Source organism: Solwaraspora sp. WMMD406 (assembly GCF_029626025.1).
Lineage (GTDB): Bacteria > Actinomycetota > Actinomycetes > Mycobacteriales > Micromonosporaceae > Micromonospora_E.
In genome coordinates this window covers 2840570-2861785 of the sequence record NZ_JARUBF010000001.1, presented here as the reverse complement: position 1 = coordinate 2861785, position 21216 = coordinate 2840570, and the positions used below count along the sequence as shown (strand labels likewise).

At 70.2% G+C, this 21216-nt stretch carries 18 protein-coding genes, 1 tRNA gene and 1 pseudogene; 10 read left to right on the top strand and 10 right to left on the bottom strand.

Going from position 1 to position 21216, the window contains the following annotated elements:
* Positions 1–150: 150 nt before the first annotated feature.
* The 7 genes from O7632_RS13030 to O7632_RS13000 form a co-directional block, all read right to left on the bottom strand.
* A complete protein-coding gene (locus O7632_RS13030; protein ID WP_278114362.1) occupies positions 151–1110 on the bottom strand; it encodes a UTRA domain-containing protein in 960 nt (319 codons plus the stop codon).
* Positions 1097–2023, bottom strand: a complete 927-nt coding sequence (locus O7632_RS13025) for a DMT family transporter (protein WP_278114360.1) — start codon at positions 2021–2023, stop codon at positions 1097–1099. Before O7632_RS13025 ends, O7632_RS13030 begins: the two co-directional genes overlap by 14 nt.
* A gap of 12 nt (positions 2024–2035) precedes the next feature.
* Positions 2036–2818, bottom strand: a complete 783-nt coding sequence (locus O7632_RS13020) for a GntR family transcriptional regulator (protein WP_278114357.1) — start codon at positions 2816–2818, stop codon at positions 2036–2038.
* Between the two features lie 297 nt (positions 2819–3115).
* Positions 3116–3187: transfer RNA gene (locus tag O7632_RS13015), tRNA-Val, on the bottom strand.
* 235 nt (positions 3188–3422) lie between these two features.
* A complete protein-coding gene (locus O7632_RS13010) occupies positions 3423–3887 on the bottom strand; it encodes a peroxiredoxin (RefSeq protein ID WP_278114356.1) in 465 nt (154 codons plus the stop codon).
* 14 nt (positions 3888–3901) lie between these two features.
* Positions 3902–4339 (bottom strand): DUF3052 domain-containing protein, encoded by a 438-nt coding sequence (locus O7632_RS13005; protein WP_278114354.1) that lies wholly within the window; start codon positions 4337–4339, stop codon positions 3902–3904.
* Between the two features lie 109 nt (positions 4340–4448).
* Positions 4449–6839, bottom strand: coding sequence for a transketolase C-terminal domain-containing protein (locus tag O7632_RS13000; protein ID WP_278114353.1), 2391 nt, complete (start codon positions 6837–6839; stop codon positions 4449–4451).
* Positions 6840–7130: 291 nt separating this feature from the next.
* Here O7632_RS13000 and O7632_RS12995 point away from each other — a divergent pair, with 291 nt between their 5' ends.
* The 5 genes from O7632_RS12995 to aceE all read left to right on the top strand — a co-directional run bounded on the left by O7632_RS12995 (position 7131) and on the right by aceE (position 12761).
* Positions 7131–7637: a helix-turn-helix domain-containing protein gene (locus tag O7632_RS12995; protein WP_278114351.1), complete on the top strand. Its 507-nt coding sequence runs from the start codon at positions 7131–7133 to the stop codon at positions 7635–7637.
* Entirely contained in the window at positions 7630–8541 is a 912-nt protein-coding gene (locus O7632_RS12990; protein WP_278114349.1) for an ABC transporter ATP-binding protein, read from the top strand. Before O7632_RS12995 ends, O7632_RS12990 begins: the two co-directional genes overlap by 8 nt.
* Positions 8528–9325 (top strand): ABC transporter permease subunit, encoded by a 798-nt coding sequence (locus O7632_RS12985; RefSeq protein WP_278114347.1) that lies wholly within the window; start codon positions 8528–8530, stop codon positions 9323–9325. The genes O7632_RS12990 and O7632_RS12985 overlap by 14 nt, the downstream gene beginning before the upstream one ends.
* 78 nt (positions 9326–9403) lie before the next feature.
* Positions 9404–9808, top strand: a complete 405-nt coding sequence (locus O7632_RS12980) for a YjbQ family protein (RefSeq protein WP_278114346.1) — start codon at positions 9404–9406, stop codon at positions 9806–9808.
* Positions 9809–9998: 190 nt separating this feature from the next.
* Positions 9999–12761, top strand: coding sequence for a pyruvate dehydrogenase (acetyl-transferring), homodimeric type (aceE, locus tag O7632_RS12975; protein ID WP_347403569.1), 2763 nt, complete (start codon positions 9999–10001; stop codon positions 12759–12761).
* 124 nt (positions 12762–12885) lie between these two features.
* Here aceE and O7632_RS12970 read toward each other — a convergent pair whose 3' ends face one another.
* Positions 12886–13344, bottom strand: a complete 459-nt coding sequence (locus tag O7632_RS12970) for an SRPBCC domain-containing protein (RefSeq protein WP_278114344.1) — start codon at positions 13342–13344, stop codon at positions 12886–12888.
* A gap of 177 nt (positions 13345–13521) precedes the next feature.
* Between O7632_RS12970 and gltX the strand changes: the two genes are divergently transcribed.
* Entirely contained in the window at positions 13522–14982 is a 1461-nt protein-coding gene (gene gltX, locus O7632_RS12965; protein WP_278114342.1) for a glutamate--tRNA ligase, read from the top strand.
* A 61-nt stretch (positions 14983–15043) separates the two neighbouring features.
* Here gltX and O7632_RS12960 read toward each other — a convergent pair whose 3' ends face one another.
* Positions 15044–15676, bottom strand: a complete 633-nt coding sequence (locus tag O7632_RS12960; RefSeq protein ID WP_278114341.1) for a copper resistance CopC family protein — start codon at positions 15674–15676, stop codon at positions 15044–15046.
* 258 nt (positions 15677–15934) lie between these two features.
* Between O7632_RS12960 and O7632_RS12955 the strand changes: the two genes are divergently transcribed.
* The gene (locus O7632_RS12955; RefSeq protein WP_278114340.1) at positions 15935–16603 is read left to right on the top strand and encodes a hypothetical protein; all 669 of its coding nucleotides are present in this window, start codon (positions 15935–15937) and stop codon (positions 16601–16603) included.
* 283 nt (positions 16604–16886) lie between these two features.
* On the opposite strand, the gene O7632_RS12950 is transcribed toward O7632_RS12955, so the two are convergent.
* A complete protein-coding gene (locus O7632_RS12950; RefSeq protein WP_278114339.1) occupies positions 16887–17561 on the bottom strand; it encodes a phosphatase PAP2 family protein in 675 nt (224 codons plus the stop codon).
* A 50-nt stretch (positions 17562–17611) separates the two neighbouring features.
* Here O7632_RS12950 and O7632_RS12945 point away from each other — a divergent pair.
* From O7632_RS12945 to O7632_RS12935, 3 genes and pseudogenes are all read left to right on the top strand, one after another.
* A pseudogene (locus tag O7632_RS12945) lies at positions 17612–18858 on the top strand (helix-turn-helix domain-containing protein).
* A 136-nt stretch (positions 18859–18994) separates the two neighbouring features.
* Positions 18995–20200 (top strand): acyltransferase domain-containing protein, encoded by a 1206-nt coding sequence (locus O7632_RS12940; RefSeq protein ID WP_278120013.1) that lies wholly within the window; start codon positions 18995–18997, stop codon positions 20198–20200.
* Between the two features lie 37 nt (positions 20201–20237).
* The gene (locus O7632_RS12935) at positions 20238–21182 is read left to right on the top strand and encodes a beta-ketoacyl-ACP synthase III (protein ID WP_278114338.1); all 945 of its coding nucleotides are present in this window, start codon (positions 20238–20240) and stop codon (positions 21180–21182) included.
* Positions 21183–21216: the final 34 nt, after the last annotated feature.

The following is a 21216-nucleotide window of genomic DNA, read 5'->3' as shown; positions in this document are numbered from 1 at the left end:
CGGCACTCCCACAGGGACGAAGTAGGTCCGAGCAGACTACGGCGTGGCCCGCAGGGCGTGCGGACCGATGTCTCCGCCGACCAGTCACCATGTCCTGGCCGTCCGTACGCCCGGCCCTACGACGACTTTTTCACAAACCGGCACCGGCGGTCAGGCATCGACCTCCGCCACGTACTGCACCGCCATGGCGTCGGAACGCATGACGTAGCGGGTCGCTTCGAACGGGATGCCGTCGGAGTCGAAGGAGGCGTGCAGCAGCACGATGACGGGCACACCGGGCGGGAGGTTCAGCGCCTCTGCCTCGTCGCGAGTCGGGAATCGGGTGGTGATCTGTTCTCGGATCCGTGTGGCCCGGTATCCGAGTCGCTCAAGGGCCACGAAGGTCCCCCCTGGCCCCAAGTCCAGTTCGGTCGCGAGGGTTGATGTTCCAACTACCTTCGTTGGGAGGTATGTGTGGCCGAGTTGGACAGGTTGGCCGTCGGCAAGGTACGTGTCCTCTCGGAGAACGACGGTGTCATCCGGGTCCAGTGCGAGCATGGCGGCTACGTCGATTGGTGGCCGCAGTCGGGATACGTTGCGGCACTCGACACGTGGTGCGCGCCCCTGCGTGCTTGCCTCGGCAGCGAACGGTGTCAGGTTCTGCTGCCGTAGGGACGGGTTGGCATACCGATCTGGCCCGAGGCGCATGAGCGGTGGTCGACTACGGACGAATACGTCGTAGAGCATCGTCGCGACATGCGCCCATTGGGATGCGCTGACGAGCGCCGGTCCGCCCAACTGCGCTGACCACGGCGAACGCGTCTGCCACGCTTCCACGGCACGGTCCGTGCCATCGCCACAGGCCGTGTATCGAGATGGAGATTGGGATCGTCGTTCGGTTTCCCGGTCATCGGGGACCGTGGTCACGAGTCGCGCAAGCTGACCTTCGGCGTTGAGGCAAGCGTCGAGCGCCTTGACAAGATGCAGGCTGGGTGGTTTCTTGCCGTTCTCGATCTCGCACAGGTACGAGCGTGAAAAGTACGCCTTCTTTGCCAAGTCCCGGAACGACATCCCGCGTTCCAGTCGAAGTCTGCGCATCAGTCGGACGAAATTCGGGTCAACGACGATCATTCCGATTCCTTCCGAGGGGCACGGGCGCTGTGGCCTCGGTCCGCTGAGGTCGGCGCTGCACCAGCGCGACGCCCGCCAGGACCAGGAACATGCCGAGAACCATGAACGCGGTCACCCGCTCGTTGACGACCAGGAAGCCGAGTACCACCGCGACGACCGGCAGCAGGTACGTGACCGTGGATGCCAGGGTAGGGCCGTCGTCGGTGATGAGCCGGTAGTTGAGCACGTAGGCGACCCCGGTGCCGAAGACGCCCAGGATCAGCAGGCTGACCACCGCGTCGAAGCGGAGGTCAGGCATGGTCAGTCCGCCGAGGGGCAGAGCCAGGATCATCAGGATCGTTCCGGCAGCGAGCTGTGCGGCTGACAGCATGATCGGCGCGATTCCCCGGTTGGTGAGAAACCTGCCCATGTAGACGTAGGAGATTCCGTAGCTGGCGGACGCCGCCAGGATCGCCAGCCCTCCCCAGCTGGCAACCTCGCTCGCCGACTCCCACGGCGTGAAGATGACGACCGCGCCGACGAAGCCGAGGGTCAGTCCGGATCCCCGCGACCACGTCGCCGTGCGGTCGGTCCCCACGACGAATGCGATCAGCGCCGTCCACAGGGGCGTGGTGGCGTTGAGTACCCCGGCGACACCGGAGTCAACGGTCTGCTCGCCGATGCCGAACAGGGTGTACGGGATGGCGTTGGCGACCAGCGCGGCGACGAACAAATGCCCCCAGGTTCTCCGGTCGGTAGGGAACCGCAGCCCCCGGTGCAAGGCGACGGGGACGAGCACCAGTGCACCGAGGGCCAGGCGGACAAGGACGATCTGCACCGGGGTGAAGCCGCGTAGCGCCAGCTTGATCCAGAGGAATCCTGACCCCCAGAGCAACGCGAGCATCATCAGCCGGACGAGACTGCCTCGACTCATCAGGCGATCCTGTCAGTCCTCTACGGGCATGTCGTAGTCCAGGCCGTTCAGGTCCCCGCGCATCACGAACCTGGTGACTTCGAACGGGGTGTGTTGCTCGTCGAAGCTGGTGTGCAGCACCTCGATGACCGGTACGCCGGGCGGCATCCCCAACCCGGTCGACTCGTCGTGGTACGGCATCCTCGCCGAAATCTCCTCGCGGATGCGGGTGATCCGGTGGCCGAGTTCTTCAAACCTGGCGTAGATGCTGCCCTCGCCGAGGGTCCGCTCGGTCGCCAGCGGCGACCCGTCGGCGACGTTGACGGGGATGTACGTCACGCCGACCTGTACGGGCTCGTCATCGGCGAAGTACCAGTTCTCCCGCCGGATGATGGTCGCGGTGTTCGCGTCAAGGCCGAGGCGTTCGGCGACGTCCGGCGGTGGGGCGTCGCGGGTGACCGACCGGCATTCGGTCCGGGGTACGCGGCCCTGTTTCGTGACCTCGATGCGGAACGGCGACAGTCCCGTTTCGTTGCGGAGCTGACGGGAGTAGCGGTTGGCACCGAGGCGCATCAGGGGCCGGTTGGGGCGGACGTAGACACCGCGCCCGTGCTGCACGACGACCAGGCCCTCCCCTTGCAGGATGCTGATCGCTTCCCTGGCGGTGTTGCGTGCCGTGCCGTACCTGGCGGCAAGGTCTCGCTCCGACGGCAGCTTGCCACCGGGTGCCAACTCGCCCGCCTGGATGCTTAGGCGCAGGTCATCGGCTATGCGTCGGCTGGGTGGTCGCTTGTCGGTGCTGGTCGGCTCGTCCATGTCTGCCGCCTGTCACTAGGGTCAACAGCACGCTCCACGTTACCCCAACTGGCTCAAGCCAGCCGCCAACAAGTGTTCGCCATTGACTTCCAACTGGCTCAAGCCAGCGGGTAGTGACCCGGTCAGCCAACTCCGACGGCTGCCGAGCGGTATGTGTCCATTGGCGACCTGCATCACGGAGCGGCGCCGAACGGCATTCGAACCCGGATGAGGCGATGGGGGCTGTCGTGAACGCTGTTGCTGTCAGCGGGCCGGCTGGCTGACCCTCGACGACGTTCCGTCGCTGGTCGTGATGGGTGGGCGCGGCAGGTTTCGAACCTGCGACCCCTCGCTTGTAAGGCGAGTGCTCTCCCACTGAGCTACGCGCCCGGGCATGACCGTACTTCTCGTCCCGGTGGCGGTCAGCTTACCCTGCCGCCGGCCGGGATCAGCGGGCGCGTTCCCACGGCCCGGGACGTCCGTCCCCGGCGCACCAGCCGTCAGCGGGACCCGCCGGACGGTCGGCCGGTCCCGCTCGAGTCGCCGGTTGGTGATCAACCGGCGGGCTCGGCGATGGTCAGCTGGCGCGATGGTCAGCTGGCGCGATGGTCAGCCGGCGCGATGGTCAGCCGGCGAGTTCGGCGATCGCCTTGCGCCAGGCCTGCTGGTCGCGTGCCTCACCGGGCCCGTTCATCTCGGCGAACCGGACCACTCCCGCCTTGTCGATGAGGAAGGTTCCCCGGTTGGCGATCCCCGCCGCTTCGTTGAACACCCCGTACGCCTGGGCGACCGCGCCGTGCGGCCAGAAGTCGGCGAGCAGCGGGAACTGGAAGCCCTCCTGCTCCGCCCAGACCTTGTGGGCGTAGACCGAGTCGACGCTGACGGTCAACGTCTGCACGTCGTCGTTGACGTAGGCGTCGATGTCGTCCCGGACCGCCTGCAGCTCGCCCTGACAGGTGCCGGTGAAGGCCAGCGGGTAGAAGACCAGCAGCACGGCCCGCCGGTCACGGAAGTCGGCCAGCGCGACCTCCTGGTTGTTCTGGTCCTTCAGCACGAAATCCGGTGCGACGGTTCCCACCTCGACGGGCATTGCCTCTCCCTTGTTCACTTCTTGGCCCGGGCACCACGCGGCGACACCAGCCGGGCGGCGCTCCAGTCCTTGCCAGCGTTGACCATCGAAGTCTGTTGCAGGCCGGCGCTGGGCGCCGACTCGCTGATGTCGCTCGGCTCGACGTGGCCTTCGCGCCCGGCCTTGGGCGTCAGCAGCCACACCACACCGTTGTCAGCCAGCGGGCCGAGTGCGTCGACCAGGAGCTCGAACAGGTCGCCGTCCCCATCGCGGTACCAGACCAGCACCGCGTCGACGACCTCGTCGGTGTCCTCGTCGACCAACTCCCCGCAGCGGTCGGTCAGGGCGTCGCGGAGATCCTGGTCGACGTCGTCGTCATAGCCCATCTCCATGACCACCATGCCCGGCTCGATGCCGAACCGGTCCGCCAGGCTCCGTACGCCGTCGGCGGCCTGACCAGCGGTCGCGCTCACTGTTGCTTGCCTCCTCGTCTTGAGCTGCCGGTATCCATCAGACACCGATAGCCGGTAGTTCACACAGTTGTGCGGCCGGGCGCAAGTGGCGCACCGAGTTCACCGGAATTTACCGTGCCAGCAGCGCTCGGGCACCCTGGGTGATGGCATCTTCGTCGACCAGAACCTGACGCGCGGCGGGACCGATCGGGACGTAGGAGTCCAGCGCGGCCACCCGGGCGGCGGCGCCGACGTACCCGGCCTCGACGAGGGCGGCCAGCACTCCCTCACCGACCCCGCCGGATCGACGGGTCTCGTCGACGATCAGGACCCGGCCGGTCGCGGTCGCCTCCCGGGTGATGTCGGCCACCGGCAGCGGGGCGAGCCACCGCAGGTCGAGGACCCGGCAACCGACGCCTTCGGCGGCCAGCCGGGCCGCGACCCGCAACGACATCCGTACGCCGTTGCCGAAGGTGATGATCGTCAGGTCCTCGCCGGCGCCGACCAGGTAGGTGCGGGCCCGGCCGACGGGGATGTGCCCGCCGCCCCAGTCGGCTGGCGGCGTGTACGCCGCCAGCCAGTGCCCGTCGTCGGGTGTGTGCAGGTCACGGGTGTCGTAGAGGGCGATCGGTTCGAGGAACACGCAGACGCTGCCGTCGACGGCAGCGCTGGCCAGGCAGGAGCGCAGCAGCCCGGCGGCGTCCTCGGCCCGGGCCGGTACGGCGACCACGAGCCCCGGGATGTCGCGCAGGACGGCGAGGGAGTTGTCGTTCTGGCTGTGCCCGCCGAGGCTGTCCTGGTAGGCCAGCCCGGGTACCCGCAGCACCATCGGGTTGCGGTAGCCGCCCTGAGACAGGAACTGTACGGCGGCCGCTTCCCCGCGCAGCTGGTCCTCCGCGGCGTGCAGGTAGGTCAGGTACTGGATCTCGGGCACCGGCAGCTGGCCGACCAGCCCGGCACCGAGGCCGAGGCCGACGATGGAGGTCTGGTCGAGCAGGGTGTCGAAGACCCGGTGGGGTCCGAACCGGTCCCGCAGCCCGGCGGTCACGCCGTACAGACCACCCTTGGCGGCGACGTCGGCGCCGAAGACCGTCATCGCCGGGTACGTGAGCAGCGCGTCGGCGAGGGTGGCGTTGATCGTCTGGGCGAGGGTCAACGGCCCGCGTTCTTCCGGAAGCCGGGTGCTGAGAGTGGCGGCGCGGGTCGTCGCCGCCGCTCCGGCGGCTCGGGCTCCGGTATCGGCGACCACCCGGGCGACGCGGATCGGTCGGCGGGGGGCGATGGTCGCGACGATCCGGGCGGCGGCGTCCAGTTTGGGTTCGCCGATGACTTCCTCGGCGACCTTGCGGACCTGCCAGCCGACTTCGTCGTACCGGGAAATGATCTCGTCCGGGGTGGCCAGGCCGGCGCCGATCAGCAGCCGCGCCGTGTCGACCAGCGGATCACGCGCCACGTCCCGGTCGATGTCGTCGGCGCTGCGGTAGACGGCCTCGGCGTCGGCGCCGGCGTGACCCATCAGCCGTACGGTGGACAGGTGCAGTACGGCGGGTCGGCGGTGTTCGCGCACCCAGGCCGCCGCCTCGGCCGCCGTGTCGTACGTGTCGACCAGGTCGCACCCGTCGGCGGCGAGGTAGCGCAGTCCGGGCTGGGACCGTAGCGCGGCGGCGACCCAGCCGTCGGGTGACCGGACGCTGAGGCCGAGGCCGTTGTCTTCGCAGACGAACAGGACGGGCACCTTCAGGCCGGCGTGGTCGGCCCAGCCGGCGGTGTTGAGGGCCGCCGTGGCGCTGGCGTGGTTGATCGACGCGTCGCCGAAGGTACAGATGACGATCGCGTCGTCCGGCCAGGGGGAGCGCGGTTCGAGATACTGGCGGGTGGTGCCGACCGTCCGGGCCGGGCCGGGCTGGCGTTGCCGGACGGTGGCGACCCGGCGCATCCGGTCGATGGCCAGTCCGAGCCCGACCGCCCGGGGCAGGTGGGCGCCGGCGGTGCCGCTGGTCGGGATGATGTTGAGCGCGGTGCTGCCGAAGACTTTTCCCCGGCCGCCGGTGATCGGGTCGGCGGCGGAGGCCACCGCCCCCCGCAGCACGTCCCGCGCCGCGTCGGCGATCGGATCGGTTTCCGGACCGCCGCCGTCGCCGTCGGTCCCGTCGTCGATGTGGTCCTCGGCCGGCGGGGTGGCCTGGGCGAGCCGGGCACAGTAGAACCCGCCGGAGCGGTAGTGCAGCAACGCGGGATCGGTGACCCGGACGACGGCGGCCAGCGCGGCGTTGCCCTCGTGTCCGGAGGAGCCGACGGTGTAGAACCCCTCGCCGAAGCTGCGTAGCCACCGTTTGGCCAGGTCGAGATGCCGGCTGGCGAGTTGTGCGTCGAACAGCGCGAGGGCGCTTCGTCCAGTTAGGCCGGTGCCGTCGCGGACCGGGTCCTCGACGGCGCGTCGTTCCACCGCGTCGGGCATCGTGGCGACCGCGGTGCGGAACCGTTCGTCGAGATCCTGCGGAGTGGTCACGTCGGACAGCATTACCGACCGCCGCCTTCCCCGGCCACCGGGTGGCGCGGGTGCCACCTCTCGACCGGGTCGGGGCAGGCGACAGCGCTGCTGGTGGCCGGGGAGGTCATGGTCGCGATGCTACGCGCGATGGCCACACGGGGCAGGACAGCCGCGCCGCAGGCGCGCCGCCACCGGGCAGGACAGCCGCGCCGCAGGCGCGCCGCCACGGGCAGGACAGCCGCGCCGGGTGGATGCGGGGCCGCTTGCCACACCTGACTACACTTGGTTCAGAAACTTTTGAACATTGCAACGAGGTTGATCATGTTGGAGGAACTCCCCCCGGCTCGGCGCTACGCCGAGGAAGCGGGCGTCGTACTGGGCGGAATGGGTCTGCCACCGGCGGCCGGCAAGATCCTCGGCTGGCTGCTGATCTGCGACCCGCCCAGCCAGACCAGCACCGACCTGGCGGCCGCGCTGGAGCTGTCCAAGGGCTCGGTCAGCACCAGCATCCGCCTGCTCGAACAGGGCGGGCTGGTGATCCGCGTACCGCAGCCCGGTCGGCGGGGAGTGGCCTATCAGATCGAACCGACCGGCCTCACCAAGCCCGAGATCACCAACAAGTTCCGGATCTTCCGCGAGCTGTTGGATCGGGGAGTGGACCTGATCGGTGGTCCGCAGGCGCGCACCAGCGAACGGCTCGTCTACCTGCGCGACTTCTACGCGTTCATCGAACGCGAGATGCCGTTGATCGTCCAACGCTTCGAAGCGGAGCGTCGGCAGTCCGGGAAACACCCCAGAACAGGCAAGGAGGCGAGGTCCGATGGCTGAACCGGCCATCCGTACCGAGCGACTCGTCAAGACGTACGGCCGCAACCGCGGCCTCACCGGCCTGGACCTGCAGGTCGAGACCGCCGAGGTGTACGGCTTCCTCGGCCCCAACGGAGCCGGCAAGTCCACCACGATCCGGCTCCTGCTGGACCTGATCCGCCCCACCAGCGGCACCGCCCGCGTCCTGGGGCTCGACCCGCGCGCCGACGGCGTGGCGTTGCGCCGCCGGATCGGCTACCTGGCCGGCGACTTCATCGTCGACGGGCGGCAGACCGGCCGGGAACTTCTCACCTACCTGGGCAACCTCCGTGGCGGGGTGCCCAAGGCCCGGATCACCGAACTGGCCGAACGCCTCGACCTCGATCTCGGCCGGCGGATCAAAGGACTGTCCAAGGGCAACCGGCAGAAGGTCGGCGTCGTGCAGGCGTTCATGCACTCCCCCGAGCTGCTCATCCTCGACGAGCCGACCAGCGGCCTGGACCCGTTCCTGCAGCAGGAGTTCGTCGCGATGGTCCGTGCGGCGAAGGCCGCCGGGCAGACCGTCTTCATGTCCTCACACGTGATGAGCGAGGTGCAGCAGACCGCCGACCGGGTCGGGATCATCCGCGACGGCCGGCTGGTCACCGTCGAGCGGGTCGAGGACCTGCGGGAACGCGCCGTACGCCAGATCGAGATCGTCTTCGACGCCCCGGTCGACGCCAGCGAGTTCGCGGCGGTGCCCGGGATCAGCGACGTGGTGGCCATCGGTGAGCGGCTGCGCTGCCGGCTCGACGGCCGGGCGGACGCGCTGATCAAGGCGGCGAGCCGGCACACGGTGATCAGCATGCTGTCGGAGGAGCCCGACCTGGAAGAGCTTTTCTTCACCTTCTACCGCCGTGAGGGGGCCGACGATGTTGCTGTCTGACCCGTTCACCAAGGCCCTGCGCGACACCAGCCGGTCGATGCTGACCTGGGCCGTGGCGATCACCGCTGTCGGCGCCATGTACGCCTCGTTCTGGCCGACGATGCAGACGCCGGAGATGGCCGAGGCGATGGCGGCCTACCCGGAGGGGATGCTGGAGGCGTTCAACTTCAACGACGTCACCAGCCCCGCCGGCTACCTCGGTAGCGCCGTCTTCGGCCTGCTGATCCCACTGCTGGTGGCGGTCTTCGGGATCACCGCCGGAGCGCGGGTGATCGCCGGCGACGAGGAGGCCGGCTCGCTGGATCTGCTGCTGGCCCACCCGGTCGGCCGGGCGAAGGCCGCGCTGCAGCGGTTCGCCGCCGTGGCGGTCTGGCTGGCGCTGACCGGCGCGCTGCTCTGGCTGGCCCTGATCGCGATCCGTGGGCCGGCCGAGTTCACCGCCGTCGGAGTCGGCGAACTGGCCGCGATGAGTCTGCACCTGGTGCTGTTCGGCATCGCGTTCGCCGCCTTGGCGTACGGGGTGGGTGCCGCCACCGGCAGCCGCGCCACGGCGCTCGGCGTCGGCGCCGTGGTCGCCGTGCTCGGCTACCTGGCCAACGCCGTCCTGCCCCAGGTCGAGGCGCTGGAATGGACCCGGAGTCTCTCCCCGTTCCGCTGGTACCTGGCCGGGGACCCGCTGGTCAACGGGGTGCAGGCGGGCGGCGTACTGCTGCTCCTCGGTGTCGCGGCCGCGCTGGTCGCGGCCGGCACCTGGCGCTTCACCCGGCGCGACATCGCGGTCTGAGCACGCACCGCTGCCGCGGGTGGCGCGCGGCGTTCGCCGCGCGCCACCCGGCGAAGGCTCGGATGGCAGACTGGCGGCATGGACTCCGAGGTGATCGCGATCCGGACCGGTACCCGCCCGGCGGTACGGGACATCACCGCCGAGGCGGGACGCTTCGTCGCCGGGCGTGGCGACGGGCTGCTGCACGTGTTCGTGCCGCACGCCACCGCCGGGATCGCGATCATCGAAACCGGTGCCGGTTCCGACGACGACCTGCTCACCGCACTGGACGACGTACTGCCGACCGACGACCGGTGGCGGCACCGGCACGGCTCCCCCGGGCACGGCCGCGACCACGTGTTGCCGGCGTTCGTCGCCCCGTACGCCACCCTGCCGGTGCTGGGTGGACGGCTCGCCCTGGGCACCTGGCAGTCGATCTGCCTGGTCGACCCGAACGGCGACAACGCCGACCGCAAGGTCCGCTTCTCGTTCCTCGCCGGCTAGTCTTCCGGCTGACGTCTCGGGCCGCCGTCGCACCGTGCAGTCGGCCGTCACCGCTGGCCGGACCCCTCGGTTACCGACAAGTATCTGTGTCTCAGATCGCCTCTATGGCGGCCACGCGTGACGCAACCGGCCTTCAGGGGGCAGGATGGGTCGGTAGAGACCTATCCCACACACAACTGAGGGAACGCCTGTGGCCACGGAACGCAAGCGCCCGGTGATCAGCGACGGCCTGCCGAGCCAGCTTCCGGACATCGACCCTGAAGAAACCAGCGAATGGGTCGAGTCACTCGACGGAGTGATCGACGAACGCGGTGCCAAACGCGCCCGGTACGTCATGCTGCGCCTGCTCGAACGGGCTCGGGAGCGTCAGGTCGGGGTGCCGCCGCTGACCACGACCGACTACATCAACACCATCCCGCCGGAACGCGAACCCTGGTTCCCCGGCGACGAGATGATCGAGCGGCGGATCCGCGCGTACATCCGCTGGAACGCCGCTGTGCTCGTGCACCGCGCACAGCGGCCGGAGATCGGCGTCGGCGGCCACATCTCGACCTACGCCAGCGCGGCGTCCCTCTACGAAGTGGGCATGAACCACTTCTTCCGCGGCAAGAACCATCCCGGCGGCGGCGACCACATCTTCTTCCAAGGCCACGCCTCCCCCGGCATGTACGCCCGGGCGTACGTCGAGGGCCGGCTGTCGGAAAAGCGACTCGACGGCTTCCGCCAGGAGCTCTCTCACGCCGGGGCCGGCGGTGGGCTGCCGTCCTACCCTCACCCCCGGCTCATGCCGGACTTCTGGGAGTTCCCCACCGTCTCGATGGGTCTCGGCGCGATCAACGCCATCTACCAGGCCCGGTTCAACCGCTACCTGCAGCACCGGGGCATCAAGGACACCTCCGACCAGCACGTATGGGCGTTCCTCGGCGACGGTGAGATGGACGAGCCGGAATCGCTGGGCGCGATCGGCCTGGCCGCGCGCGAGGAGCTGGACAACCTCACCTTCGTGATCAACTGCAACCTGCAGCGGTTGGACGGCCCGGTACGCGGCAACGGTAAGGTCATGCAGGAGCTGGAGGCCTACTTCCGGGGCGCCGGCTGGAACGTGATCAAGGTCGTCTGGGGTCGGGAGTGGGACCCGCTGCTGGCCGCCGACACCGACGGCGCGCTGGTCAACCTGATGAACACCACGCCGGACGGCGACTATCAGACGTACAAGGCCGAATCCGGGGCGTACGTACGGGAGCACTTCTTCGGCCGCGATCCGCGCACTCGCAAGATGGTCGAGGGTCTGTCCGACGACGAGATCTGGAACCTCAAGCGCGGCGGGCACGACTACCGCAAGCTGTACGCGGCGTACAAGGCGGCGACCGAGCACACCGGCCAGCCGACGGTCATCCTGGCCAAGACGATCAAGGGCTGGACGCTCGGCCAGCACTTCGAGGGCCGCAACGCCACCCACCAGATGAAGAAGCTGACCCTGGACGACCTCAAGACGTTCCGGGACCGGCTCTACCTGGACGTCCCGGACGAGCAACTGGAGGCGAACCCCTACCTTCCGCCGTACCTGCGCCCGGCCGACGACTCCCCGGAGATGACCTACCTGCAGGAGCGCCGCAAGGCCCTCGGCGGGTACGTGCCGACCCGGCGGACCGTAGGCCGCCCGCTGGCGATCCCGGACAGCGAACGCTTCGGCGACGTCAAGCGCGGCTCCGGCAAGCAGAAGGTCGCCACCACGATGGCCTTCGTCCGGCTGCTCAAGGACATCATGAAGGACCGCGAGTTCGGCAAGCGGTGGGTGCCGATCATCCCGGACGAGGCCCGTACCTTCGGCATGGACTCGCTGTTCCCGACGCAGAAGATCTACTCGCCGCACGGGCAGAAGTACACCGCCGTGGACCGGGAGCTGTTCCTGTCGTACAAGGAGTCCACCGCCGGGCAGATCCTGCACGAGGGGATCAACGAGGCTGGCTCGGTGGCGTCGTTCACCGCCGCCGGCACCTCGTACGCCACCCACGACGAGCCGATGATCCCGCTGTACATCTTCTACTCGATGTTCGGCTTCCAGCGCACCGGCGACGCCTTCTGGGCGGCGGCCGACCAGATGGCCCGGGGGTTCGTGCTCGGTGCCACCGCCGGGCGGACCACGCTCAACGGTGAAGGCCTGCAGCACGAGGACGGTCACTCGCACCTGCTCGCCGCGACCAACCCGGCGGTGGTGGCCTACGACCCGGCGTTCGCGTTCGAGATCGCGCACATCGTGGAGAACGGCCTGCACCGGATGTACGGCGAGTCGCCGGAAAACATCTTCTACTACCTGACGGTGTACAACGAGCCGATCCTGCAGCCGGCCCAGCCGGACTCCCTCGACGTCGAAGGACTGTTGAAGGGCATCTACCGGTACTCGCCGGCTCCACAGGTGAGTCGGGCCGACGGCGGCGAGGCACCCCGGGCGACGATCCTCGCCTCCGGCACAGGCATGCAGTGGGCGCTCAAGGCCCAGCAGCTGCTCGCCGAGGACTGGCAGGTGGCGGCCGACGTCTGGTCGGTGACCTCGTGGACCGAGCTGCGTCGTGACGCCATCGCCTGCGAGGAGCACAACCTGCTCAACCCGGGTGGCGAGCAGCGGGTGCCGTACGTACACACCGCCCTGGCCGACGCCGCCGGGCCGGTGGTGGCGGTCAGCGACTGGATGCGGGCGGTGCCGGACCTGATCTCGCGGTGGATCCCGGGCGCGTACACCTCGCTCGGCACCGACGGGTTCGGCCTGTCGGACACCCGGCACGCGCTGCGCCGGCACTTCCACGTCGACGCGGAGTCGGTGGCCGTGGCGACGCTGCGCCAACTGGCGGTCAGCGGTGAGGTGGCGGCCGAGGTGCCGGCGGGCGCCGCCAAGAAGTACGCGATCGACGACGTCAACGCCGCTCCGGTCGGGGAGACCGGCGGGGACTCCTGATCGCGGACGACACTTCGCGGACGAAACTGTGCGGACGACGAAGCGCGGATGACGAGAGGTGACGGGCCCGGTCGAAGGTTCGGCCGGGCCCGTCGGGCATCTGGTCGGGGTGACCCAACGCCGGTCAGCAGAGGTCGGCGACGTGTCGGGAGGCGGCGAGTTCGCCGAGGCGGCCGAGCGACGACTCCAGGTCGGCGCCGACCCGGTGCTTGCCGAGTCGCAGCAACGCGGCGCTGACCTGGCCGGCGGGCCACCGTACGACGGTCAACCGGACGGCGGTGCCGTCCCCTTCCGGGGTCAGCTCGACCTGGACCTCGGTGCGGCTCTCGGCCCACAGGCCGGGTCCGGCGGCCCGTTCCCGCCAGGCGATCAGTTTGGGCGGCTGGAATTCGATGACCTCGGCGTCGGCGGCGGCGCCGTCGACGGTGTGCACGCGCATCCGCCTACCGGGGCCGTCGCCGGGCACCACCTCGGCCTGCCGCACCCCGGCGAGCCATTCGGGGAGCAGCTCAGCTTGCCGGATCACCGCCCAGACGGTGTCGATCGGTGCCTCGACCCGTCCGCTGCGTTCGATGAGGATCATCCGCCTGCCGCCTCCGCCTACTCGGTCATGACAGCCGCAGCGTAAAGCACAATAACCTCAAAAGGTGCAGCCTTCGTGAATCGGTCAATGTCAGCAGTGCCCGAGGAGCGGCCGGAGGCCGGGCCGCCTCCCGGACCGACCGGCGACCGGCGACCGGCGGGCCGTAGGCTGGAGCACGTGACGGTACGCGTACGCTTCGCCCCCTCGCCCACCGGGATGTTCCACGTCGGTGGGGCACGGTCCGCCCTGCAGAACTGGATCTACGCCAAGCAGCACGGCGGCGTGTTCGTGCTGCGGATCGAGGACACCGACGCGGCCCGCAACCGCCCCGAATGGATCGAGGGCATCCTCACCGCGCTCGACTGGATCGGCATCCGCCGCGGCAGCTACGAAGGCCCGCACTTCCAGTCCACCAACGCCGGCGAGCACCGAGCCGCCACCGAGCGGCTACGCCAGGCCGACCGCGCCTACTACTGCGACTGCGCCCGCGCCGACGTGCAGGCCCGCACCGGCAGCGAATACCGGGGGTACGACGGTTTCTGCCGTGACCGAGGCCTCGAGGCCGGCCCGGGGCGCGCGCTGCGATTCCGTACCCCCGACACCGGCACCACGGTGGTATTGGACCTCATCCGCGGCGAACCGGCGTTCGACAACAAGTTGATCGAGGACTTCGTCATCGCCCGTGGCGACGGCTCGCCGGTGTTCCTGCTCGCCAACGTGGTCGACGACATCTCCCAGGGGATCACCCACGTGATCCGCGCCGAGGAACACCTGCCCAACACGCCCAAGCAGCAACTGCTGTGGGAGGCGCTCGGGGTCAAGCCGCCGGTGTGGGCCCACGTGCCGGTGGTGGTCAACGAGAAACGCCAGAAGCTGTCCAAGCGCCGGGACAAGGTCGCCCTGGAGGCCTACCGCGACGAGGGATACCTCGCCGACGCGATGCGTAACTACCTGATGCTGCTCGGCTGGGCTCCGAGCGACGACCGGGAGATCGTCCCCTGGTCGGTGATCGAGGAGGAGTTCCGGCTCGACGCGGTCAACCCGTCCCCGGCGTTCTTCGACGAGAAGAAGCTGCGGGCGTTCAACGGCGAATACATCCGGGCGCTGTCGGTCGAGGATTTCATCGCCGCCTGCCAGCCCTGGCTGACCGCCACCGGGCCAGAGCCATCCGCCGCGCCCGTGGGCGAGGCCGGGGCACCCACCGGTACGGCGATCGCCGCGCCGCCGTGGGGACCGGTCGACTACGACCCCACGACGTTCGCGGCGGTCGCGCCGCTGGCCCAGACCCGGATCGCCGTCCTCAGCGAGATCGTCGCCAACGTGGACTTCCTCTTCCTGGACACGCCGGTCGTCGACGAGGCCGCCTGGGCCAAGGCGATGAAGGAGGGATCGGCCGAGCTGCTCGACGCCACGATCACCGCCTTCGCCGCGCTGCCGCAGTGGTCGGCGGAGCCACTCAAGGCGGCGTTGGAGCAGGTCGGTGCCGAACGCGGTCTCAAGCTGGGCAAGGCGCAGGCACCGGTCCGGGTAGCGATCACCGGACGCTCCGTCGGCCTGCCACTGTTCGAGTCGCTCGAGGTGCTCGGTGGCGACCGTACGCTGCGGCGGTTGCGGGCGGCCCGCGCCCGGCTGGGCTGAGCCCGTACGGGCCGCGTCAGGCGGGGCTCGACCACGCTGTGGCCGACCCGGCCGGCCTCGCTCAGGAGCGCCGACGCCGGACCAGGAAGGCTCCGGCCAACCCCGCCACGGCCACGACGACGACCACCAGCAGCAACCACGGCCACCAGGTGGTGGTCTGCTCGGAGCTGGTGGCGTTGGGATCGGGCGGCGACGAACTGGTGGCCGGAGCCTCGGCCGACGCCTGACCCGAAGCGTCGGCACCGGGCGTCGGCTCAACGCTCGGGCTCGGCGCGGGGCTCGGGCTCGGCGCGGGGCTCGGGCTCGGCTCGGGACTCGGCTGCGCACCGACGGTCACGGTGAATTCGAGGTCGCCTCGCACCCAATGACCGTCGGCGGAGAGCACGTCGTAGTCCACCATGTACACCCCGGCCGGGCCGGGCCGGAACGCGACGCTGACGGCCGAGCCGTCGATCTGCGGTTCGCCGACCGACGCTGGCGAGCCGTCCGGACCGGTCACGGTCAACGTTGTCTGCTCCGGGTTGAGCTTGGCCAGGAAGGTCAGCCGGACCGATTGTGGTGCCTCGGCGAGTTCGGCACCGTCGGCCGGGTCACTACCCGTGAGGACGTTGTGCGCCTGTGCCGGCGACGCTCCGAATAGCACGGAAAGCATCCCGATCAACACCGCGAGCAACATCGCCCGAACGCGTACCACCCTGTACCCCACCTATCGCGCTCGCCGGATACCATCTGTCGCCAGATGCGCCCGGACCACCAACGGCCGACTCCTAGTTGGTCGGCCAACGGTCTCCGATGGTTCCCGGAAAATCCGCCCGCTGGATGCAACCGTCCAGCGTCCTGCGGAGTCTTTCACAATGAGGGCCGGATCCGACCACCACGGATTACGCCGGGACACGACGGGGTAGTGCGCACGTCAACGAGATCGAACCGCCGCGGGGCGAGGGAGACAACCATGGGACAGCGGACAGGCCGCCGTTTCGTCGCGGCCGGTGCGCTGCTTCTGGCGCTCGGCGTCACGACACTGGCGCTCGGCGTCACGACACTGGCGGGGACGCCGGCCCAGGCGGCACCACCAGCACCAACGACCGTCACCATCGAAGGTGACGACCTGGCCGAACCGCTCGCGGTGCACGCCGACGGCAACACGGAGCTGTTCGCCGCCCTCCTCGGACAGGTCGACTGGTTGGCCGGCTCAGGTCAGACCAGCTCGCCGGAACCGGCCGACCTCGGCCCCAAATATCTCCTGGTGGTGCTGATCGACGACGAGCCGACCCGGGCATACGAGCTGTATCCACTGGCGAAGGGCGGACCCAAGGCGTTCCGCCCGGCGGAGCAACCCGACGGCAGCAAGTCCACGGCAGCCTGGTTCTACGGCCGGTTGACCATGTCCGAGACGTTGCGGGCCGCCGGTGCCCCTCTGCCCGAACGCCCGGACAGCATCAGTGGCGGGATCGGCGGCGGTGAACGAGTGATCCCGGAAGACGCGCTCACCCCGGGCGAGGACCTCGGCCGGGCACTCGGCGAGCTACGTCAGGCACTGCTGCTCAACGGCGCGGTGGCGGTCGGCATCACCCTCGGCCTGGCCGGGATCGCTCTGCTGGTCCGGCGGCGTACCCGCTGATCGACACCACCGTTTGATCAACACCACCGCTGTGACGGACGCTCCCGCCGGAGCGCCCGGCGTCGGGGGCGTACCCCGCCGTGCCGGTGCGCGCCGGCCCAGCCATGCTGGTCCGCCCGGCAGGTCGACGCCGAACGGTGGCTGGACGTCTCGATCCGATCCTCGCCGTACGGCGAGGCAGGCCGGCCCGGGGACGGTTGACCCCACTCACCCGGATGATCGGTCCCAGCGCTACCGCTGGGACCCGCGCCCCCGTACGTCATCATGGTCTCCTCACCTCGCACTAGCCGTCCCGAGACGACACCTTGCCAGGCGGGGAATCGGGCGTGGCCTGGCCCCCCGGTACTTTCCTCGGAAGCGACCGGGCAACCGCCGATACGACGACCGTCGCGAACAGGACGCCGCCGACCACATCAACCGGCCAATGGGCCAACAGCACGAGCCGCGTTCCGGCAATGCCGATGACCGTGACGGCCGCCGTCACGACCAGCCAGGTCCGGCCGGCCGGCCGGAGGCCGGACCAGGTCAGCAGAACGACGGCGAGGGCGGCCGCCGCCGCGTTCGAGGTGTGACCGCTGGGGAAGCCGTTCGCGGTGACCGTGATGAACCCGTCGACCGGGCGGGGCCGGTGCAGCAGCCACTGGCCGAGTGCCCAGCCAACGGGCGTCAGCACGGTGACCAGCGCGCAGAAGGCCGCCCGTACCCGGTCGGCGCGGGCCGCGAAGAGCACGGCCGCGCCGGCACCGGCGGCGAGAAACGGCACGGTGGCGGCCAGGTCGGTCACCACCCGCAAGATCGCCACCAGCACCGGAAGCCGCTCGACGTGGACCCGCAGCCACTCGCTGACCGGGGCGTCCACCCGCGCCACCGCGACCGGATCGACGATCAACGCCGTGGTCAACAGGGCGAGTGCGAGCAGCGCCAGCAGCGGCACGGCCAGCGGTGGACGCGCTATCACCCGCCCATGGTGGCACGGCCGGTGTCGGCGCGCCCGCCGGCCGTGGCAGGCTGACAGCGTGCCGATCACGCGGAACGGGCCGGACGCCCCAAGCGGTCCCGACAAACCGGAAGGGCAGGACCTGGCCGCCACGCTGCGGCAGATCGAACGGTCGGCCGGTGCGCTGGCGTCGGCCAGCATGGCGCGGATGGACGAGACCCTGCCATGGTTTCGGGAACTCCCGGCCGACCAGCGCGCCTGGGTGATGATGGTGGCCCAGGCCGGAGTCCGGTCGCTGGTGGAGTGGTTGCAGGAAGGCGGCGGGGCCGCCGGCAGCCCGCAGGCCGTCTCCGACGAGGTGTTCGCCGCGGCACCCCGGGCGCTGGCCCGGTCGATCAGCCTGCAACACACGGTGGCGCTGATCAAGGTCACCATCGACGTGGTCGAGGCCGAGGTGCCGCACCTGGCCGCCCCGGGTGAGGAACTACTGCTGCGCGAAGCGGTGCTGCGGTTCTCCCGGGAGATCGCTTTCGCCGCCGCCCGGGTCTACGCACGGGCCGCCGAGTCGCGGGGGGCCTGGGACGCCCGGCTGCAGGCCTTGCTGGTGGACGCCCTGCTGCGCGGCGACTCCTCCGACGTACTGGCCAGCCGGGCAGCCGCCCTCGGCTGGGCGGACGCCTCCCCGGTGACGGTGGTGGTCGGCCGCTCGCCCGGCGGTGAGGTCACCGCAGTCCTGCACATCGTCTACCGGGCCGCCCGGCGGGTCGGGGTGGAGACCATCGGTGGGGTGCACAACGACCGCCTGGTCGTGGTGCTCGGCGGTGCGCCGGATCCCCTCGCGGCGGCCGGCACGTTGTTGGACGCCTTCGGTGCCGGCCCGGTGGTGGTCGGGCCGGTGGTGGCGAGTCTCGACGAGGCGACCGAGTCGGCTCGGGCGGCGTTGGCCGGTTTCCGGGCGGCGTCCGCCTGGCCGGCGGCACCCCGCCCGGTCGCCGCCGGCGACCTGTTGCCGGAACGGGCGCTCGCCGGTGATCCGGACGCCCGGCGCCGGCTACGCCGGGACGTGTACGCCGCCCTGGCCAGGGCCGGGGGCGAATTGTTGGAGACGTTGGACGGTTTCCTCGCTACCGGTGGCGTGTTGGAGGCGACCGCCCGTGCCCTGTTCGTGCATCCCAACACGGTACGTTACCGGTTGCGCCGGGTCGGTGAGGTGACCGGCCTGTCCCCGTTCGTGGCCCGGGACGCGTACGCGTTGCAGATGGCGCTGGCGATCGGGCGTCTGGACCCGCCACCGCCGCTGCGCCGGCCGACCAATTGAATGCCCCACTAGCTGGCAATCCCGGCAAATCATAGACACGTCCGCCGATGTTTGTAGGATATCTCCAACGACGCTAGTGCGGATTGGTACCTCAGCACACCCAAGTGACCCATCGGTATCGGGAAGAGTCATGACCGTGCTCGCCGTACTCTCCCCCGGTCAGGGTTCCCAGAAACCTGGATTCCTGCTGCCCTGGCTCGACCTGCCCGGCGCCGAGGCCCGCCTGCGCTGGTGGTCCGCGCTCGCCGGGGTCGACCTGGTACGGCTGGGCACCACCGCCGACGCGGACGAGATCAAGGACACCGCCCGGACCCAGCCGCTGCTGGTCGCGGCCGCGCTGCTCGCCGCCGAACACCTGCCCGGTGCCATCCCGTCCGGACACCGCGGCAGCGGACTGTACGACGTCGCGGTGGTCGCCGGCCACAGCGTCGGCGAACTCGCCGCCGCCGCGTTGGCCGGGGCACTGCCGGCCGAATCGGCGATCACCCTCGCCGCGGTACGGGGCCGGGAGATGGCCGCCGCGTGCGCGGTGGAACCGACCGGCATGGCCGCCGTACTCGGCGGCGACCGGTCCGACGTCCTGAGCGCCGTCGACGACCACGGACTGCACGCCGCCAATCACAACGGTGCCGGTCAGATCGTGGTCGCCGGGGCCAGCGCCCGGCTGGAGAAGTTCGCCGGGCAGCCACCGGCTGGCGCGCGGGTGGCGATCCTGCAGGTCGCGGGCGCCTTCCACACCCCGTACATGGCTCCCGCCGAGCAGGCGCTGGCGACGGTCGCCGCTGGCGTCATCCCGGCGGATCCCAGCAAGATCCTGCTCTCCAACCTCGACGGCGCACCCGTCGACCATGGCCGTGAGCTGCTCCAACGCCTCGTCCGCCAGGTCACCGCGCCGGTGCGCTGGGACCTGTGCATGCACCGGCTGGCCGATCTCGGCGTCACCGGCGTGCTGGAACTGCCGCCCGCCGGCACCCTGGCCGGACTGGTCAAGCGGGAACTCAAGAACCGGGGCGTACCGGAGATCGTGACCCTGAAGACACCGGACGACCTGCCTGCGGCGCGCGACCTGATCGCGCGACACGGACGGGTGCCCCGCCACGAACCCACCATGCAGTTCCGCGTGGTCGTCTCGGCCAGCGCCGGCATCTTCGAACCGGCCGCCGGCCTCGCCGAAGGCGACCCGCTCTCCGCCGGTCAGGTGATCGGCCACGTCGCCACCCGGCAAGGACCGGTCGAGGTGGGCGCGCACGACGACGGCGTACTCACCGAATGGCTCGCCCACCACGACGACCCGGTCGCGCCCGGCCAGCCCTTGGCCCGGATCAGCGGATCCCCACTGTGAGGGCGCACCGCAGCGGCGCGCCGGGAAGGCAGCAACGATGACCGGATCACGGATCCTGGCACTCGGTCACTACCAGCCGTCGCGGGTAGTGACCAACGACGAACTCGCGCAACTCGTGGAAACCAACGACGCCTGGATCCGCGACCGGGTCGGCATCGTCACCCGACGTATCGCCGACTCGGAGACCGTCTCCGACATGGCCGCCGCCGCAGCCGACAAGGCACTGGCCAACGCCGGCCTGACACCCGCCGACATCGACCTCGTCGTGGTCGCCACCTGCACCGCGATCGACCGCAGTCCCAACGTGGCCTGCCGGGTCGCCGCGCGGCTCGGCATCCACGCCCCAGGTGCCTACGACATCAACACCGCCTGTTCCGGCTTCAGCTACGCGCTCGGCACGGTCGACCACGCCGTACGGGCCGGCGCCGCCCGCAACGCCATCGTCATCGGCGCGGAGAAGCTGTCCGACTTCACCAACTGGACCGACCGCTCCACCTGCATCATATTCGGCGACGGTGCCGGCGCGGCGGTGGTCACCGCCACCAGCGGCGACGAACCGAGCGGGATCGGCCCGGTGGTCTGGGGCTCGGCCCCGGACAAGAGCGACGCCGTCCGGATCGAGGGTTGGCGGCCGTACGTCGAGCAGGAAGGACAGTCGGTGTTCCGGTGGGCGACCACCGCACTGGCACCCCTGGCTCTGCAGGCGTGCGAACGCGCCGGGGTCGACCCGGCCGACATCGCCGCTTTCGTGCCGCACCAGGCGAACGCCCGGATCATCGACGGCATCGCCAAGCGGCTCGGCATGCCGAACGCGATCGTCGCCAAGGACATCGTCGAATCCGGCAACACGTCCGCGGCCAGTGTGCCGCTGGCCTTGTCGAAACTGGTCGAACGGCGGGAGATCCCGTCGGGCGCCCCCGTGCTGCTGTTCGGTTTCGGCGGCGGCCTCACCTACGCCGGGCAGGTAGTTCGCTGCCCGTAAGCTCCACCGACACGGAGCTCGCGCCACAGTTCCA

Coding starts and splice junctions, on each gene's coding strand:
- O7632_RS12990 (WP_278114349.1), top strand. CDS start 7,630: ATGGCTGAACCGGCCATCCGTACCGAGCGACTCGTCAAGACGTACGGC.
- O7632_RS13020 (WP_278114357.1), bottom strand. CDS start 2,818: ATGGACGAGCCGACCAGCACCGACAAGCGACCACCCAGCCGACGCATA.
- O7632_RS12935 (WP_278114338.1), top strand. CDS start 20,238: ATGACCGGATCACGGATCCTGGCACTCGGTCACTACCAGCCGTCGCGG.
- O7632_RS12955 (WP_278114340.1), top strand. CDS start 15,935: ATGGGACAGCGGACAGGCCGCCGTTTCGTCGCGGCCGGTGCGCTGCTT.
- O7632_RS12980 (WP_278114346.1), top strand. CDS start 9,404: ATGGACTCCGAGGTGATCGCGATCCGGACCGGTACCCGCCCGGCGGTA.
- O7632_RS13030 (WP_278114362.1), bottom strand. CDS start 1,110: ATGATCGTCGTTGACCCGAATTTCGTCCGACTGATGCGCAGACTTCGA.
- O7632_RS13000 (WP_278114353.1), bottom strand. CDS start 6,839: ATGCTGTCCGACGTGACCACTCCGCAGGATCTCGACGAACGGTTCCGC.
- O7632_RS13010 (WP_278114356.1), bottom strand. CDS start 3,887: ATGCCCGTCGAGGTGGGAACCGTCGCACCGGATTTCGTGCTGAAGGAC.
- O7632_RS12970 (WP_278114344.1), bottom strand. CDS start 13,344: ATGATCCTCATCGAACGCAGCGGACGGGTCGAGGCACCGATCGACACC.
- O7632_RS12995 (WP_278114351.1), top strand. CDS start 7,131: ATGTTGGAGGAACTCCCCCCGGCTCGGCGCTACGCCGAGGAAGCGGGC.
- O7632_RS13025 (WP_278114360.1), bottom strand. CDS start 2,023: ATGAGTCGAGGCAGTCTCGTCCGGCTGATGATGCTCGCGTTGCTCTGG.
- O7632_RS12985 (WP_278114347.1), top strand. CDS start 8,528: ATGTTGCTGTCTGACCCGTTCACCAAGGCCCTGCGCGACACCAGCCGG.